Genomic DNA, 16,470 nt, shown 5'->3' on the forward strand with positions numbered 1-16,470 from the left:
TTGGACATATTGGTTTAAAAATAGATGAAACACCTATCTCTATTTATCCTACTTTTGTTAATTACAATAAGCTTATATTAATGGTTGAAGATTATCATTATATTTTATTGATAGGAGCAGGTCTAGAAAATACAGCATTAACTTCATATCATGAATCACGTAGTGAACAACAAAAATTAGAATACTTTTTAAAAGTCTTAAGTGATAAATCCAAGTTTGAAATTTTAACTTTGTTGAAAAAGAAATCTATGTATGGTCATGAACTTGCGAAAGCTATGAATCTCAAAACTCCAACAATCTCTTATCATATGGATGCTTTGTTGGATGGAGATTTTATTCGTATTAGAAAAGAGAATAATCGTATTTATTATTCATTAAATGAAGCAGAAATTGAACATATGATTCAATATTTACATCAAAAACTATTAAAAGAATAAGAGTAAACCCCGTTATTTGTCTATTTTCATAACGGGGTATTTTAAACTTATCCTTTTTTTAGTCCTAATAAATATTCCTTATTCGCATGAGAATCATCACTAATAAATTTTGCCCATTGATACTGATGTGTCTTTTTAGCACATTCAGGAAGATATGTCTGATATTCATTGATTCTTTTGATTAACATCTGCTCACAATCATCAATACCATACCTTCTGACAATAGCTGTTAATTCATAGAAAACCAGTCCAATTGCATGTGTTTCTACATGAACTGTTCCACAACCCTGTCCAACAGCATGGCATAAAGCCTGATCTGATACATCTGTTATATCTTTAGCCATTGCATGTACAGCAAGTATAGCTTTTTTGGCTTCTAGCATTTTGATATCTCCTCTTGCCCATTGACGTGTTTTTTCAATAGCGACTCTAGGTCGATTGTCATCTGGATATTTATTTTCTAATGTGATGACGATTTCTTCTACAAATTTCAATGCCCACAAAACGAGGGCCTGATGAGATTGCTTTTTGATATCTGCCAGTAAGTCCTGTAAACAGGCACTTTCCCTTGAAAAAAGAATTTGATTTTTTCTTTTCCATTTGATTTTCATATCTGTTAAATCTATTTTATTCACTCTTTAACTCCCTGCCATTCATCATACCTTGACATGCCCATAGAATAATAAGCGCTAATATAAAATTCATTGCTAATGAGGCCATTGAAAGCATAGTAAGAACCGTTGGCGTTAATGCATTTGTCATCATAAAAATCACTGTTAATATAACACTTGGTAAAGCACTGACAATCATAATCAACATACGCATCATGTTTTCAAAGACTTGTGTTGTACGACTTTTTAACAATCGTATTGTCAGCACACTGGCACTCATAAAGATAAAAATATAACCAAACATATTGATCAGATACATGAAAATGGTTAAAAATGTTTCATGATAATACATTCCCACAACAATAAAAGACAAAGTTCCAATGATGGATACTTTCATAAAAGTTGGAATCATCACAGCAATAAGCTTTTTATAAGGTTTATCAGGTATAAGATAGATCTGATAATTTTTTAATTCACCTACTAAATCACTGGTTTGCATCATCATAAATAACCAGATTATCATCATATAGATAAAGAAACCAAATCCTAAATCAGAAAAAATAGTTATAACCAAATAAATACCTATGGAAATAATATCATTCCATGAGATTATATTCCCTTTCTTTTTCATCAATAATAGATTTTTTGATAACACTGCATAAGCACCATCATAAAACCTTTTTACACTGGTTTTTTTCACTTTCACATTTCTTAAAGCATCCTGATTACCTGCTTTAAATTCTTTTAATTGTTTAGATAACTCTAATGAATCTTGTAATGCCTGTTCATAAAAATCACCTTTGTAAGTAATAAATAATAGATAGATAATGACTAAACTTATAACCAAAAGCAATAATCCTAAACAAACCATCCCCATTTGAGAGGTCACATAAGAAATCAAAGTCAACTTTAACCAACCAAAAACAGGTACAAAATAAAACAGTGGTGATTCAATAAAATCAATCATAATTGTTTGAATCCTTCCTGTTTCTAAATATGTCAGTCCTAAAATAATCACCAGCACAATCCCAAATATTCCTGCGATTATATAATTTATCTTTTTATATTTTTGATCACCTATTGATAAAATATAGCTATAATCAATAAAAACAAGAAAGATCATAATAGTTAACATACTACCTAATAATGCTAGTCCTATAAATCCAAAATCTACACTCATTCCCATATTCATACCAATAAAGAAAATCAATGCAAAAAATGATAACAATATGGATTGCAAAAAGGTTTGAAATGTTAAGAATGTCATAATTTGCTTTTTATGAAAGGGTCCACTAAATAAGAAATAAGCATCTTCTCCAGAAAACAAAGCTTTTCTTGAAGAAAGCATCGTAGAAAATAACATTAAAGCCAAAAATCCAACAAATAGTAAAATAGATGAATGCAATTCAAAATTCACAGCCATATAACTTTGATCTTTTGGCAAAAATAAGAAACTATAAAATACAAAACCATATAAAAGAACAATAAAGATCGTAAAGATTGCACTTGATGGCTTCTTAAAGAGATTTCTCACTGTCGCTTTTGTTTTCATAAACCATAATAAACATAATGATTTCATACTATTCTCCTTCAGTTAATTCAAAGAAGTAATCTTTTAAGCTCTCTTCTTGAAGTTCATCTTTTTTGATTCTTTTGATAATATGTCCTTCTTTCATAATATATGCTTCATCAAAAATATCACTGACAATATCAATAATATGTGTACTGATTAAAACGGCACATCCATTATCAGCTATATTTCTTAATAATTTAAGTGTTTCTTCAATACTTGCTGGATCTAACCCCACCATTGGCTCATCAACCAATAATGCTTTTGGTTCAATCATAAAGGCCAATAACATACTTAATTTCTGTGTCATACCTTTACTTAATTCTTTGGCCATCTTCTTTCTTTTTTCAGTCAATTGAAATAATTCTAAATATTTTTCTGCTTTTTGTTTATAGTTTTCAATCTGATAGGCATGACCAATAAAATCAATATGTTCTTCAACAGTTAATAAATCATAGAGAACTGGTGTTTCTGGCACATATCCAAAACATCGTTTCGCCTCAATTGAGGCATTATCATAACCACAAATGTCAATACTCCCCTCAAACTTTAAAAGATTCGCTATACTCTTAATTGTGGTTGATTTTCCTGCTCCATTAGGTCCTAATAGGATGGTAATCTTTCCACTTTCAGCAATCAGTTCAACATCATCGACTGCTTTAAAATCTCCATATTTTTTTGTCAGGTGTCGTATTTCTATCATATCATCCCTCCTCTTTCTTTTTTATTATATACCCCCCTTCCGATATTTTTGCAAGGGGCAAGCTGATAATTTTATTATAAGCTATCATAAATCAAATGTCATTGATTATCATATAAAAAAATCCTAACTTATCGTTAGAATCTTTTTTCATTAATTCATTTTCATCTCTATGATATCTACATTTTGATAATCAATATGATCATTGATGTCATAGACAATTTGACTCAGTACATAATATCCACCATTGATATAAATTTCAAAAATATGATAATCATAATAAATTTCTAAATCATAATGTCCATTTAATGGTGGTGTTTTATTCACATTACAAACTTTATCATGTTGAATGGAAACTTCCATTCTATCACAACATAAGCAATCATCCTGTATAAAAAGCTTCATGCCACCTAAACAAATTTGACTATTTGAGTATAATTTGACATGCATATAAAATGGTTCTTTCAAACTGACACTATCTACTTGACGATGGAAGTATTGTTGAACATGTGGATGTACTGACTGATAAACATGATGATTTTTATATTCAAAAACCCTTGGCAATATATATAATCCTGTCCATGATTCATTTTCAACTGGTTCACGCATACGCATCCAAGCTAGCATTGTGCGCTGACCATTCTCATCTAGAAAAGTTTGAGGCGCATAAAAATCTAAACCATAATCCAGATACATATAATCTCCCTGTTTTGTAATTGTCATAGTCTCTTCATCAAAGCTTACAGGCATAATAACAGCAACACTATCTGGCTGTGAATCTCGAATATGTTCTGGCGAAAAAATCATAAAGTATTGTCCATTGATTTCAAACAAATCAGGACATTCCCACATATCACCAATACAATCATCTAAAAAACGATTCTTATATGTAAAATGAACAGCATCTTCACTTTCATATAATAAAACTTCTCCACAATAGCCTGTTTCACTTGGAACTTTACTACCTACAATTAAAGCATATTTCCCATTTTTCATTTTCCACACTTTCGGATCTCTTGTATGTCTCACATCTCCTAAAGCTTTATCTTCTATGACATCAATAATCTTTTGTTTTCCATCCTTATTATCAAAATGAAAACCATCATCAGATATCATTAATGCCTGTGATGCAATCAAATCATCATCACTATATTGGATGTGTACATACTCAGGATTTTCTTTCGCATAGCGAATAGCCGTATAATAAAGATATAATTTTCCATCTTTTTCAATAGCTGAACCTGAAAAACAACCATTGCGATCATAAATTTTTGATGGATATAAGGCAATAGGGTAATGCTGAAAATGAATAAAATCTTTTGTCGTTGCATGTCCCCAATGCATTGTTCCCCAAAAATTTTCATATGGAAAATGCTGATAAAAAATATGATAATTTCCTTTATAATAAATTAAACCATTAGGATCATTAATCCAATGATATGGTGCTGTAAAATGTATTTTTGGTTTCATGATGTTTTCCTCCTTATATGTATCATATCATGTTTTGATTGACATGAAAAAGATTTATTTTTGACAAGACTGATTTGATACATTATTTTATAAAGTAGAAACGATTCAAAAGGAGGTTATGATGTTGCAGGCTCTAGCAAGTGATATTGATCACACTTTATTTTTCCAAGAAAGAAATCCACAAATTTCAATTCAAGACTGCCAAGCCATTCAAAATTATCAAAGCCTTGGACATCTCTTTGGTCTATGTAGTGGTCGTCCTTATCAAGGTGTTGTACACCTATCTGACCAGATTCACCCTGATTTCTATATTATCACAAGTGGAGCTCTTATTTTAGATCGTGCTTTACATGTAATTTATGAAAAGTTTATAGATTATCAAATACTGCATCAGTTATTTTATCAATATAATTAGCATGCCCTGATTATTATTCATGCTAGTCATCATCTTACATATAAAACAGATAAAGAATTTGTAGAAGATGATTGTTATTTGATATCTGACCTTCAAGATTTTGAGGATTCTGCTTATGGAATTTCTTTGGTTTTTCATGATGAAACAACAGCATTACAAGAAACACAAAAAATAAATCAAACATTTAAAGAAATAGAAGCCTTTCAAAACAAAGATTCCATTGATATTGTGCCAAAGGGTTGTTCTAAAGGAGAGGCATTAAAAAGAGTTAAAGACTATTATCAAATAACTTCTTTAGCGGGTATTGGCGATTCTTATAATGATTTATCAATGCTGACAAATGTTGATATTCCTATCACTTTTGTTGATGCTCCTCAAACATTACAAGATATTACCCTGTATCATGTTCATAGTGTTGCTGAAGCGATTGCCAATTTAAAATGTTATAACAAAATAGAATGATGACTTCTTGTTATATGTTTAGCAAAATATATCTCTTTTATAATGAGAGATATACTTTTCTAAATGATAATTTTTTTCATGAAAATTAAAGTTCATATCTTATTTCTGCATATTTTTTTGATTTCATAAAAGCATATAGCTTTACGTGTATTGTTTTCTATAATAAAGGTATCAAGCAAACGAGTGAAAAAATGAATAAAATCGTATTTATTAATGTTGATGGAACATTATGAAACTATGAAAACAAATTACCTGAATCTGCTGCCATTGCCATCCAACAAGCTCATGTAATTGATGAACTTCTGAAACATCTTCATGCCAGTATAGAAGATACCCTAGCTTTTGGAGATGCTAAAATTGATATCCCAATGTTGGAATATTGCCACGTTGGTGTAGCCATGGGTAGTGGTGGTGAAGAAATCAAAGCTATGAAATGATAATTATAGTCAATAAGAATGATATAAGATTTTAAGGATTAAGTTAAGGTACTGGTTCAATTGAAAATTGGTACCTTTTTGATTATATCAAAATAATTGATTCATCTTACTTTTTTAGATGAACTTATTTTTGATTTGACCCTTTAGTTAATACCCTAGTTTATATATCTTCTTTTTAGCAATAAACTGTGTCAAATAAAATGGAATACATAATATATCTTTATCTTTAGATACATCTTTTGAGTGAATAATATAGCGATTAAGAATTCTGTCAGAAAATTTAACATAAAATTCATCAATAGAAGTATGAACCTTATAATTTGATGATTTGACTTCAATAGGGCAAATCTTATTTTTCCTAAATAGTATAAAATCAATCTCATAATTTTTCTTTTGCTTAACATTAGAAAAAGTATAATAAAATAATTCATTTCCTGTTGACGTTAATATCTGTGCAACTGCATTTTCATATAAATAGCCTAAATTTGCAGAAAGTTTGTCATTCAATAATTTTTCATAGATAATATTATCTGTAAAGTCTTTATCCTTAAATTGAAGTGTAACAAACAGTCCTGTATCGGCCAGATACAACTTGAATTTGTTTAAATCTTTATATGCAGACAATCCTACATTAGGGTCATTTGCATGATATGCAACACTCACGACCTTAGAATCCTTTAGCTCTGAAATCATACTTAAAATAGAGTTATCAGTCGTTTTATATGAATTCAACATTTTCTTCGTTTGAAATCCTCTGGTGTTCTTGTTTAACTGGGATGGAATTGCTTCAAAAAGCATTGCCAATCTTCCAGTAGAATCAATTTTTCTAAAATCATCCTCATACAAATTTAGAATATCTCTTTTTACCATATCTACTTTTCTAAAATTATTCGTTGTAATGTATTCATTGACAGATTGTGGCATTCCACCTACCAGCATATATAAACGAAAATCACGCATCAACTTTCGATTCAGCCTGTCTCCAAAATTCTTCTTATTATCAAATACGCTTTTCAATAACTTCATAGTAGAATTATCATTCAAAGCCCAAAGAAATTCTTCAAAATCCATTGGATGCATTTGCAGTTTTCTTTCTTCACTTGGAATGAGAATATCTTTCACATTTTTTTTGATTGAAATCACTGAACCAGTTTCAATATAATCATATCTTCCATCCTTTACCAATGTCTTGATTGCTTGTCTTGCATAAGGGCAAAGCTGTACTTCATCAAAAATAATAACAGACTTTCTTTCGATTAAGTCTACTTTATATTGCAATTGAAGTTGAAGAAAAAAATAATTCAAATCAGACATATCATCGAATAACTCTCTAATTTGTGCAGAAGCAATAGAAAAATCAATGAGGATATAACTATCATATTCCATCTTTGCAAATTCTTCTACTATAGTTGATTCCCAACACGGCGTGCTCCTTCAATAAGTAGGGCTGTCTTCCCATTTGATTCTCTTTTCCACTCTTTTGTTTTTTCATAAATTTTTCGCTTAAACATTGGCAAATTCCTCCTATAAATTTATTATATCCAAAAATCGCAATAAAATTTCTACATAAACCTCCAAAAATCGCACTGATTTTCTCCTGCAAAAAAAGAAATTTGAGTGTTGGATTTTGTCCCTCCTCTCTATTTTTGATAGTGTCGTTAAAAATACGAGTTTATTCAATGTAGATAGTTCTTATTATCTTCTAATACATCTTATATATTTTTCTTCAAATCCAGCACATTTCAAGATTAATTCTAAATAGTTTTTCATGAAATATGTTTTCATTAATATAAAAAGGACGCATTTATTAACGTCCTTTGTAAATCTCTATCTTCATAACTCCTCAATTATTTGGTGTGTGATTGACCTCACAATAATATAGATTCCAGTCATTGTATAGCCTTTGTCATTCTAGATGTCCATTTACATTAACTCTACCCTATGACATCTTCTTTTATTGTGCTTTTAAATAATCAATCACTTCATCTAATGAATCAACAATTTTGGTCACTTTTTCAACGAATTGTGGCTCAGGATATTTCATATCGGGTACACAAATCACATCAATACGTCCATCATATGCTGCTAAAATACCTGCCTCACTATCTTCTAAAACCAAAGCTTCTTCTGGTTTGACATCGAGTTTTTGACATGCTGTTAAAAAGATTTCTGGATGAGGTTTACCATGAGTCACTTCATCTCCACAAATTGTATCATCAAAATATTTTGTTAGATCTGCATTTTTTAAGATTTCATCAACACGTGCTCTCCCACTTGATGTTGCCACAATTGTTTTATAATTATTTGCTTTTAAGTATTCTAATAATTCTACTAATCCTTTTTTCTTAGGAACATATTGTCTTAAACTTTCATCAATCCATACATGAACATCATCCCAGACTTCTGTCATAGGAAAGTCTTGACCATAATGGTCAATAAATACCTGACAGATTCCCGGTTTATTTTTTCCTAAACAATTTCTATATAATTCTTCTGTAAAATCATGGTGTCCTAATTGCGCCAATTTTTTTACATATTCATTATATGTCACTCTTTCACTATCAATCATCAAACCATCCATATCAAATATAACTGCTTTTTTCATCTACATTCACTTCCTCTTTCCTTATTCTAGCATATCTTCATATTCAAGAACAAGAAAAGTTATGAACTACTCTGTTTTTAAATGCTTATGCATAAATCTTCTAAATGAGAATGTATTTGTTATTGTTGTGATTAAATCTGAAAGAGGTTCAGCTAACATAACCGCAAAAACACCATCTGATATAAATATTGGTAAGATATAGATGAGTGGTATTAATAAGATAATCTTTCGATAAAAAGCAAAGAAAAATGAAATCTTACCAAATCCAAGTGATGTATATGATTGTTGATAAGTTGAGTTCGCTCCCATAATAATGAAACCAAAGATATAAACTCTTAACATACGACTTGCTAATTCAATTAACTCTGGATCATTAGAGAATAACTGTACAAATACTTGTGGTACAAATTCCATCAACAAAACACCCACAATAGAATAAATTAATGATACTTTCATAGCTAAAGAGATAGCTTTTTTAACACGATCATATTGTTTAGCCCCATAATTATAACTGATAATAGGCTGTGTTCCTTGTGCAATACCTTCCATTGGTAATTGGAGAATCTGATTCATAGATAACATAATTGTCATAGAACTGACTGCTAAATCTCCCCCAAAGAATAAAAGTTGACGATTAAAGGAAACTTGCAGTATGCCTTCAGTTGCACTCATAAAGAAAGGAGAAAAACCTAAACCTAAGACTCTTTTCATGATATCTAAATCAAATTTAAAATATTCTTTTTTGATTTGGATAGTTGTTTTCTTTCCTAATAAAAACTTCATAACCCAAACACATGAAACAAATTGAGAAATCACAGTTGCAATTGCAGCTCCTGCAACATCCATGTGTAAACCAAAAATAAAGATAGGATCAAGAATAATATTCAAAACACCACCAATAAGTAATGTAAACATTCCATATTTTGCAAAACCCTGTGCATTGATAAAATAATTTAGACCAACACTCAATTGAACAAAGACCGTTCCTAAACAATAAATAGAAAGATAGTCCATAGCATAAGGTAATGTATTCTCACTGGCTCCAAATAACATTAAAATATCTTCACCAAAAATTAACAGGGCTGCCATAATAATAAGTGAAGAAATCACCAAACTAAAGACACAGTTTCCAAGTATCTTTTCAGCAATATCCATTCTCTTTTCACCCATTCTAATAGATGCCAAAGGAGCTCCGCCTCTTCCAAATAAATTGGTAAAAGCTGTAATAATTGTAATAATAGATGTACATAATCCAATCCCTGCAATGGCTAAAGCACCATCAGCTAACTGTCCAATATATATTCTATCTACCATATTATAGATAAGCGTTGCCAGTTGAGCAAGAATAGAGGGTATCGCAAGTGAAAGTAATAATTTTGATATTTTCTCATTTTCCAGTCTTTCATTCATGTTGTCCACCTCCTAAATTATGATAAACCTGTTGTAAAATTTCATGATATTTGACAATATCTTCCTGTGAAATATTCTGATATGCCTGTTCATCAAAAGCATGTTGAATATTTTGAATTTTTTTTACTAACTCACCTGCCTTTTTTTCAACACATAAAATATTCCAACGTCTATTGACAGGATCAGGATTTCTTGTCACTAAACCTCGTTTCACCAACTTTTCAATAGCTAATGAGACATGTCCTTTTGAAATACCACGCACATTGACAATATCTTGTGCATGATTATATTCTGGATTATTTGCTAAAAAAGCCAAGACATCAATTTCAACTTGTGTCATCTGATACTCTTTTAACAATTCATCAAATAATGAATTATACTTTTTAATGATATAAGGGTGCATTCCCAGTGAAAAAAACTTTTGAATTCCCTTTTCTGTTTTGATTTTCATAGTTCTCTCCTTAACTGTTTTATTTTAAACAGTTATATAATAAACCTATTATTCCATGCCTGTCAATATCTTTTTAACAAAACACATGCTTTGACTTTTGATATTGAACTTGTTATAGTAAAAATGGTGATAAAAATGAATTTATATGATATAGAAGTTATAAATAGTCATAATCAAAAAGAATCCTTATCAAAATATAAAGGTCAAGTTTTGTTAATTGTCAATACTGCCACAGAATGTGAATTTACAGAACAGTATGATCATTTAGAAGATTTATATGAAAAGTATCATGAAAAAGGCTTTACAATTTTAGATTTTCCATGTAATCAGTTTGGTGAACAGGCCCCAGGTACAATGGAAGAAATCATGTCTTTTTGTGCCGATACTTATGGTGTCAGTTTCCCTCAATTTGCTAAAATTGATGTGAATGGTCCATTAGAATCTCCCGTATATACATATTTGAAAGAACAACAAAAACCTGAGTTATCAAAAAGGATTGAATGGAATTTTACAAAATTCTTACTTGATCGAAACGGTCATGTTGTTGAAAGATTTGAACCATTAGTCACACCCTATGAAATTGAAGATAAAATCATTGAACTTCTTTAGTACAAACAGGTTAAAAAGATATTATTCAACGTTAAAAAGGTTTACTTAAACACAAGTAAGCCTTTTAAATATCAGATTTATCTTTTCAATCAAATAATTTTAAATAAATTTTTTCATCACACTCTTTAAAAACATTAAAAATAACTTTTTCAATTGTAGAATGTTGAAGATATTCATGAACTGTCTTGAATGCGATTTTCGCTGCATGTTCATTGGGAAAATGAAAAACACCCGTTGAAATACAACAAAATGCTATTGATTGAAGCTGATACTTTTCTGCTAATCTTAGACAGCTTTCATAACATGATGCCAGTAAAACCTCATCTTTATGGGTAACCGCTCCTGTTACTATTGGACCTACAGTATGCAAAATATATCGAGAAGGCAAATTATAAGACTTCGTTATTTTTGCTTGACCTGTTGGTTCTAAATAGTCTTGTCTTTGCATAAGATGATGACATTCATTCCTGAGTTGTACTCCAGCAAATGTATGAATGGCATTATCAATGCATTGATGTCCAGGTACGAAGCATCCTTCCATCTGATTATTAGCAGCATTAACAATGGCATCTACTTTTAATCTTGTAATATCCCCTCTCCATAAAAGAATACGATCAGAAGCCTCGTCAAAAGAAACAACGCCCTTTTTCGCATTTTCTTCTTGTAACATAGCATCTTGAATATTTAAGAATGTCTGTGAAACTGATTTGGCTTCCCTGATATTCACTAAAGCACGATAAAGCGCAAATAACTCATCATGACCTTGAGGTAAGTCTATATGCATATTGTTTTCATCTAATAAATATTGAATTAAATAGATTAATCTTTCATTTTGTGTCATGGTCATTCCTCATTTCATTCGCTACAGAATTTAAAATATTATGGATATCTCCTTGAATTAAGATAGATTGTTTGTGAATGTTTTCAGGGCAATAGAGATCATCTAAATTTATACTGATATATACTGCATTCTTATTTTGGGATACATAATTCCAAAATGGATATTTTATAATCACTGGTGTGTTGGCTCCTATACCTAATTCTAAATATAATACCTTTCTATGTTGATGTTTTTGAAGAAAGTTTTGATAACGTTGTTGTGCCTGATACCATCCTTCATCTTGTACAAATGTCTGATCACATCTTAAATTCATTGTCATTGGTGCTCCACAACGAGGACAATATGGAATGAGTTGAGATGGAATCTTCATATTTTTTTGTTGCTTTAACATAGCTTTTGCTATATCTTCATTATCATAAGTCTGCTGATGACAAGGCTTAGAACATTGCCATAAACCATAATCTCCTTGTGTATAAAATAATCTTGTCTTATCAAAGCCATTTTTTTGAAACTGATGATCTACATTTGTCGTTATAACAAAATAGTCTTTGTCTTTAACGAGTTCTAAAAGAATCTGATAAGTCTTTTTAGGAGAATCAATATAGCGATTATAATAAATATGTCTAGACCAGTAAGCCCAATATTCTTCTAATGTCTCATACGGATAAAATCCTGCTGAATACATATCACGTAAATGATATGTATCAATAAAATCCTTAAAATAAGTTTCAAATCTTTCTCCAGAATATGTGAGTCCAGCTGAAGATGATAAACCTGATCCCGCCCCTATAACAATAGCATCACATGATGTCATGATTTTAACAATTTGTTTGATAAGCATATCTTTATTTTTCATTTTCTCCACCTTTTGATAATCGCACGTACGGGACAGACTTCCTGACATTTTCCACAATGTAAACAATGATGTTGTTCAATCATAAAAGATTGACTTGATAAATGAATACATTTTTGGGGACAGATATCATAACACATTTGACAATTGATGCACTTGTCTGTAATTATATAGCCTTCATTTTCTATCGTCATTACCACCGTAAAGCTTTGCCTATATATAGGTTTTCGACTTAAATCAAAGTATTCTCCTTTGCTTTCATATATTTGAAAGACCTCTCAAACATCCCTTGATTCAGGAGTATAAATCTGGTTCATATAAGAATTTTTTACAAAAATATCCTCTCATTTATCATGACCTATATTTTTGACTTTTCCATTTAAAGAAACAGCAACTGCAGATAACGTATCTTTACCTTTGATTCCTGTTAAAGCAATATGGGGATGTTTCATTAATCTTTGATAAAAAGACTTCCCTTTTGCGGTTAAAAAATATAAATAATCATCCTCTAACAACATCATATCAATAGCACAGGTATACGGCATTCCCTGATCATCTATAGTTGCTATAACAGTTGTATGAATATCTTCCTGTAAAATTTTCAGTATTTCATGTGTCATCATATTGAAACTCCTTTATGATTTTAAAATTTATAACACTTTTAATGTAACAAAAATCATTACAACCCTCACACAAAATATATCACTCTTTAGTTGTAATATCAATAGTTATAACTATAACAAAAAAAGAAATGCCTGATAGCATTTCCTAATCTTCTTTGATTCCTCGCATATATGGATTTGTATATAAAGAATAAACAAGCTGTATGCACATCACACACCATATAACGGGTTCACAGAATATAACTGCCATATATTGGAATTGAGGGATAAAAATAAATACAAATATAATTTTTCCTACAAATTCAATAATACTTGATATCAACGGTAATAATTTCTGTCCTAATCCTTGCAATGCATAACGTGTTTGCATCAAAATTCCTAATACTGCATAGAATGGTCCCACAATTGTTAAATAAAGTGTTCCATTATCTAAAACAACACTTTCACTAGAACCTGAAATTAATTTTACAAGTGATGACCCAAATAATAGAATAATGATAGTCACAATAGCTGCCATAACAACATCATAAATATAAGCATATTTCATCGCTTTTTGAATTCTTTCGCGCTGATTTGCTCCTCTATTTTGTGAGACAAATGTTGAGATTGCAAGCGCCATAGCTGTAAAAGGCATATTAAAGAACATATAGAGTTTTCTGGCTGCTGTATGTCCCGCAATAATCAGATATCCTAAATTGTTGATTCCATACTGAAGAATGACTGATCCTGCAGAAACAATACTGCTCATAAATCCCATTGAAAAGCCTTGTCCTAATAATTCTTTATATAATTCTTTATCGACTGCAAAATGTTTTTTTGATGGTAATAAGATCTGTGTCTTTTTGAAAATATAAATAATACATAATATAACTGATACACCTTGAGAAATAACCGTTGCGACAGCTGCACCCTGAATTCCCATATTGAGTTGTGTAATAAAGAAAATATCTAATACAATATTTAATAAAGACGAAACGATAAGGAAAACAAGTGGCATCACACTATTTCCAATGGCTCTCATTAAACCAGCACAGAGATTATAAGCAAACATAACAACAATGAATAAAACAATAACTGAAATATAACTATATGCTTCCTGAATAATATCTACTGGTGTATTTAATAATTCAAGTAAAGGATGTAAGCATATCATTCCTATTGTTGTTAAAGCGATAGAAACAATCAATCCAATAACAATAGAACTTGCTACTGATTTTTTTAACAGTTCTCGATTTTGTGATCCAAAACTTCTGGCTGTAACAATTGCCAATCCATTACCTATTCCTAATGCAAACCCTACTAATAAGTCATAAATAGATGTACATGATCCAATAGCAGCTAATGATACATCACCTAAATAATTTCCAACAACCATTGTATCGACAGTATTATATAATTGTTGGAACACATTAGAAACAAGTAATGGAAGAGCAAAAGTAATCAATGATTGAAATATAGGTCCATGAATCAGATCAACATCAGCCTGAAAAAAGCTTTTTCTTTTTGCACCTTCCATATGTCTACCTCTATTCAGTCACATTACGATTGATAATTTCTACTAATGTAAAAATTCCATCTTCGTATTCATATTTTAAAATACAGCAGTTATAAAATCTTTCTGTTTTCTTTACTTTTGCATATTCTTCCCATGCACGATAGAACTGAGCACATGCCCCACCATGAGAAACGGCTAAAACGACTTCATGATCTTCTTTATTCATGATTTCAGTTAATGTGTTTGACATTCTTTCTCTTAATTCCATTTCACTATCTCCACCAAATCCTTTGAAAAAATCTCCATATGGTAAAGGTGGATTCAAACACTCATCTTTTCCTTCAAAAACACCAAAATTCCATTCTTTTAAACCTTTCACTCTTGTATAAGGCATCTGATAATCAGTAACGATTTCTAAAGTATCACAAGCTCTTTCTGATGTAGAAGAATAAGCATGATCAAATGTAATATGATTATTTTTAAAATATTCACCTGCAATCTTTGCTTGTTTAATCCCAAGTTCTGTTAAAGGGGCATCACACCATCCTTGTATCTTGTGTTGAACATTAAATAAAGTTTGTCCATGTCGCATTAAATAAAGTGTTTTTTTCATTTTTCTATTCCTCCCTGATGATTTGATTTCACTATATCTTTTAATGTGATTTTTGGATGACGATATCTTGCATTTGGATTCTTATCAAACTTCAACGCAATCGCATGAAATGGGCAGTTTTGTACACATGCCAAACAAAAATCACATGTTTTTGACTTTCTTTGAGCTTTTCCATTAACCATTTGAATATTACCAATAGGGCAGACTTGCTCACATATTGTACATCCCGCACACTGATCTGTTATTTGAATTGTTTCTCCATTATTCAATTCAGGATGATCCGTAAATCTTTTTGTCACCATTTGGTAAGCTTCCTGGCTTTCTTTTGTTGGTTGAGGTATATCCTTTTCTTGAGCTTCAAGTCTAGCTTTCGCTTCTTGAATTTGTTCATCTACATGCTTATTGATAGCCATCTGTTCTTCCATATCGAATGAAGGTAAATAATTATCAACCATCTTAATTGTTTGAATAAAATCAACATGTATTCCATGCTCTTTACAAAAGTTTTCACTCCATACACCAGCTACTGTATCTCTATTTCCATAAGTCAATAACATATAAAAATAAGGTGTATCAAATTTGGCTTTTGCTAAAAAACATCTAACAGTTTGAGGAAGCTCTCCAGCATAAATAGGAGCGACAATCCCAATCTTATCAGCTTTATATCGTAAATCTTCTTTTTTCAATTCCTGTGGAATACTGTAAAGATCTTCTTCAATCTGTCTTGCTACATATAAACAGTTTCCTGTTGCCGTATAATAAAATATCATGTTTCTACCTTCTTTCCAATGATATTGTAAGCATTTTTATTGTTTTTGTACAATATCAATATGGAAATCTGCTATAATGAAATAGAATAGTGAGGTCC

At 30.6% G+C, this 16,470-nt stretch carries 18 protein-coding genes and 1 pseudogene; 4 read left to right on the plus strand and 15 right to left on the minus strand.

Features of this window, described 5'->3' with window-relative positions; all coding sequences use genetic code 11:
* Positions 1 to 437: ArsR/SmtB family transcription factor (locus B5E79_RS07995; RefSeq protein ID WP_143746775.1), on the plus strand; the 437-nt coding region annotated here is incomplete at its 5' end.
* Positions 438 to 484: 47 nt separating this feature from the next.
* On the opposite strand, the gene B5E79_RS08000 is transcribed toward B5E79_RS07995, so the two are convergent.
* From B5E79_RS08000 to B5E79_RS08015, 4 genes are all read right to left on the minus strand, one after another.
* Positions 485 to 1,072 carry a putative immunity protein gene (locus B5E79_RS08000; protein WP_206393164.1) on the minus strand — a complete coding sequence of 196 codons (588 nt, stop codon included), beginning with the start codon at positions 1,070 to 1,072 and terminating at the stop codon, positions 485 to 487.
* Positions 1,065 to 2,627: a putative ABC exporter domain-containing protein gene (locus B5E79_RS08005; RefSeq protein WP_087297609.1), complete on the minus strand. Its 1,563-nt coding sequence runs from the start codon at positions 2,625 to 2,627 to the stop codon at positions 1,065 to 1,067. The genes B5E79_RS08000 and B5E79_RS08005 overlap by 8 nt, the downstream gene beginning before the upstream one ends.
* A gap of 1 nt (position 2,628) precedes the next feature.
* Positions 2,629 to 3,321 carry an ABC transporter ATP-binding protein gene (locus tag B5E79_RS08010; protein ID WP_087243664.1) on the minus strand — a complete coding sequence of 231 codons (693 nt, stop codon included), beginning with the start codon at positions 3,319 to 3,321 and terminating at the stop codon, positions 2,629 to 2,631.
* A gap of 150 nt (positions 3,322 to 3,471) precedes the next feature.
* Positions 3,472 to 4,788 (minus strand): glycoside hydrolase family 32 protein, encoded by a 1,317-nt coding sequence (locus B5E79_RS08015; RefSeq protein WP_087297610.1) that lies wholly within the window; start codon positions 4,786 to 4,788, stop codon positions 3,472 to 3,474.
* A 121-nt stretch (positions 4,789 to 4,909) separates the two neighbouring features.
* Between B5E79_RS08015 and B5E79_RS13840 the strand changes: the two are divergent.
* Together B5E79_RS13840 and B5E79_RS08030 are read left to right on the plus strand one after the other, a co-directional pair.
* A pseudogene (locus B5E79_RS13840) lies at positions 4,910 to 5,665 on the plus strand (HAD-IIB family hydrolase).
* Positions 5,666 to 5,937: 272 nt separating this feature from the next.
* Entirely contained in the window at positions 5,938 to 6,102 is a 165-nt protein-coding gene (locus B5E79_RS08030; protein ID WP_224759535.1) for an HAD hydrolase family protein, read from the plus strand.
* Between the two features lie 147 nt (positions 6,103 to 6,249).
* Here B5E79_RS08030 and B5E79_RS08035 read toward each other — a convergent pair whose 3' ends face one another.
* The 4 genes from B5E79_RS08035 to B5E79_RS08050 form a co-directional block, all read right to left on the minus strand.
* On the minus strand, positions 6,250 to 7,488 hold the full coding sequence (locus B5E79_RS08035; RefSeq protein ID WP_343286457.1) for an ATP-binding protein: 1,239 nt from the start codon (positions 7,486 to 7,488) through the stop codon (positions 6,250 to 6,252).
* 568 nt (positions 7,489 to 8,056) lie between these two features.
* Positions 8,057 to 8,707 (minus strand): HAD family hydrolase, encoded by a 651-nt coding sequence (locus tag B5E79_RS08040; protein WP_087297613.1) that lies wholly within the window; start codon positions 8,705 to 8,707, stop codon positions 8,057 to 8,059.
* 66 nt (positions 8,708 to 8,773) lie between these two features.
* On the minus strand, positions 8,774 to 10,117 hold the full coding sequence (locus B5E79_RS08045; protein WP_087297614.1) for an MATE family efflux transporter: 1,344 nt from the start codon (positions 10,115 to 10,117) through the stop codon (positions 8,774 to 8,776).
* The gene (locus B5E79_RS08050; protein WP_224762494.1) at positions 10,110 to 10,568 is read right to left on the minus strand and encodes a MarR family winged helix-turn-helix transcriptional regulator; all 459 of its coding nucleotides are present in this window, start codon (positions 10,566 to 10,568) and stop codon (positions 10,110 to 10,112) included. The genes B5E79_RS08045 and B5E79_RS08050 overlap by 8 nt, the downstream gene beginning before the upstream one ends.
* 135 nt (positions 10,569 to 10,703) lie before the next feature.
* Here B5E79_RS08050 and B5E79_RS08055 point away from each other — a divergent pair, with 135 nt between their 5' ends.
* The gene (locus B5E79_RS08055) at positions 10,704 to 11,177 is read left to right on the plus strand and encodes a glutathione peroxidase (RefSeq protein ID WP_087297615.1); all 474 of its coding nucleotides are present in this window, start codon (positions 10,704 to 10,706) and stop codon (positions 11,175 to 11,177) included.
* Positions 11,178 to 11,262: 85 nt separating this feature from the next.
* On the opposite strand, the gene B5E79_RS08060 is transcribed toward B5E79_RS08055, so the two are convergent.
* The 7 genes from B5E79_RS08060 to B5E79_RS08085 all read right to left on the minus strand — a co-directional run bounded on the left by B5E79_RS08060 (position 11,263) and on the right by B5E79_RS08085 (position 16,372).
* Positions 11,263 to 12,018: a protein-ADP-ribose hydrolase gene (locus B5E79_RS08060; RefSeq protein ID WP_087297616.1), complete on the minus strand. Its 756-nt coding sequence runs from the start codon at positions 12,016 to 12,018 to the stop codon at positions 11,263 to 11,265.
* Entirely contained in the window at positions 12,005 to 12,874 is an 870-nt protein-coding gene (locus B5E79_RS08065) for an SIR2 family NAD-dependent protein deacylase (protein ID WP_087297617.1), read from the minus strand. The genes B5E79_RS08060 and B5E79_RS08065 overlap by 14 nt, the downstream gene beginning before the upstream one ends.
* The gene (locus B5E79_RS13680) at positions 12,871 to 13,065 is read right to left on the minus strand and encodes a DUF362 domain-containing protein (protein ID WP_206393166.1); all 195 of its coding nucleotides are present in this window, start codon (positions 13,063 to 13,065) and stop codon (positions 12,871 to 12,873) included. Before B5E79_RS13680 ends, B5E79_RS08065 begins: the two co-directional genes overlap by 4 nt.
* A gap of 150 nt (positions 13,066 to 13,215) precedes the next feature.
* Positions 13,216 to 13,494 (minus strand): pyridoxamine 5'-phosphate oxidase family protein, encoded by a 279-nt coding sequence (locus B5E79_RS13685; protein ID WP_206393168.1) that lies wholly within the window; start codon positions 13,492 to 13,494, stop codon positions 13,216 to 13,218.
* A 145-nt stretch (positions 13,495 to 13,639) separates the two neighbouring features.
* Positions 13,640 to 15,010: an MATE family efflux transporter gene (locus B5E79_RS08075; protein ID WP_087297618.1), complete on the minus strand. Its 1,371-nt coding sequence runs from the start codon at positions 15,008 to 15,010 to the stop codon at positions 13,640 to 13,642.
* Between the two features lie 10 nt (positions 15,011 to 15,020).
* Positions 15,021 to 15,602 (minus strand): histidine phosphatase family protein, encoded by a 582-nt coding sequence (locus B5E79_RS08080; RefSeq protein WP_087297619.1) that lies wholly within the window; start codon positions 15,600 to 15,602, stop codon positions 15,021 to 15,023.
* The gene (locus B5E79_RS08085; protein ID WP_087297620.1) at positions 15,599 to 16,372 is read right to left on the minus strand and encodes an EFR1 family ferrodoxin; all 774 of its coding nucleotides are present in this window, start codon (positions 16,370 to 16,372) and stop codon (positions 15,599 to 15,601) included. The genes B5E79_RS08080 and B5E79_RS08085 overlap by 4 nt, the downstream gene beginning before the upstream one ends.
* Positions 16,373 to 16,470: the final 98 nt, after the last annotated feature.

Source organism: Massilimicrobiota sp. An134 (assembly GCF_002160815.1).
GTDB classification, from domain to species: Bacteria; Bacillota_I; Bacilli_A; order Erysipelotrichales; family Coprobacillaceae; genus Allocoprobacillus; species Allocoprobacillus merdigallinarum.

Bases quoted from the DNA above. Each gene is read 5' to 3' on its own strand.
- B5E79_RS08005 (WP_087297609.1), bottom strand. From the start codon at position 2,627: ATGAAATCATTATGTTTATTATGGTTTATGAAAACAAAAGCGACAGTG.
- B5E79_RS08010 (WP_087243664.1), bottom strand. From the start codon at position 3,321: ATGATAGAAATACGACACCTGACAAAAAAATATGGAGATTTTAAAGCA.
- B5E79_RS08015 (WP_087297610.1), bottom strand. From the start codon at position 4,788: ATGAAACCAAAAATACATTTTACAGCACCATATCATTGGATTAATGAT.
- B5E79_RS08035 (WP_343286457.1), bottom strand. From the start codon at position 7,488: ATGGAATATGATAGTTATATCCTCATTGATTTTTCTATTGCTTCTGCA.
- B5E79_RS08040 (WP_087297613.1), bottom strand. From the start codon at position 8,707: ATGAAAAAAGCAGTTATATTTGATATGGATGGTTTGATGATTGATAGT.
- B5E79_RS08045 (WP_087297614.1), bottom strand. From the start codon at position 10,117: ATGAATGAAAGACTGGAAAATGAGAAAATATCAAAATTATTACTTTCA.
- B5E79_RS08050 (WP_224762494.1), bottom strand. From the start codon at position 10,568: ATGAAAATCAAAACAGAAAAGGGAATTCAAAAGTTTTTTTCACTGGGA.
- B5E79_RS08055 (WP_087297615.1), top strand. From the start codon at position 10,704: ATGAATTTATATGATATAGAAGTTATAAATAGTCATAATCAAAAAGAA.
- B5E79_RS08060 (WP_087297616.1), bottom strand. From the start codon at position 12,018: ATGACACAAAATGAAAGATTAATCTATTTAATTCAATATTTATTAGAT.
- B5E79_RS08065 (WP_087297617.1), bottom strand. From the start codon at position 12,874: ATGAAAAATAAAGATATGCTTATCAAACAAATTGTTAAAATCATGACA.
- B5E79_RS13680 (WP_206393166.1), bottom strand. From the start codon at position 13,065: ATGACGATAGAAAATGAAGGCTATATAATTACAGACAAGTGCATCAAT.
- B5E79_RS13685 (WP_206393168.1), bottom strand. From the start codon at position 13,494: ATGATGACACATGAAATACTGAAAATTTTACAGGAAGATATTCATACA.
- B5E79_RS08075 (WP_087297618.1), bottom strand. From the start codon at position 15,010: ATGGAAGGTGCAAAAAGAAAAAGCTTTTTTCAGGCTGATGTTGATCTG.
- B5E79_RS08080 (WP_087297619.1), bottom strand. From the start codon at position 15,602: ATGAAAAAAACACTTTATTTAATGCGACATGGACAAACTTTATTTAAT.
- B5E79_RS08085 (WP_087297620.1), bottom strand. From the start codon at position 16,372: ATGATATTTTATTATACGGCAACAGGAAACTGTTTATATGTAGCAAGA.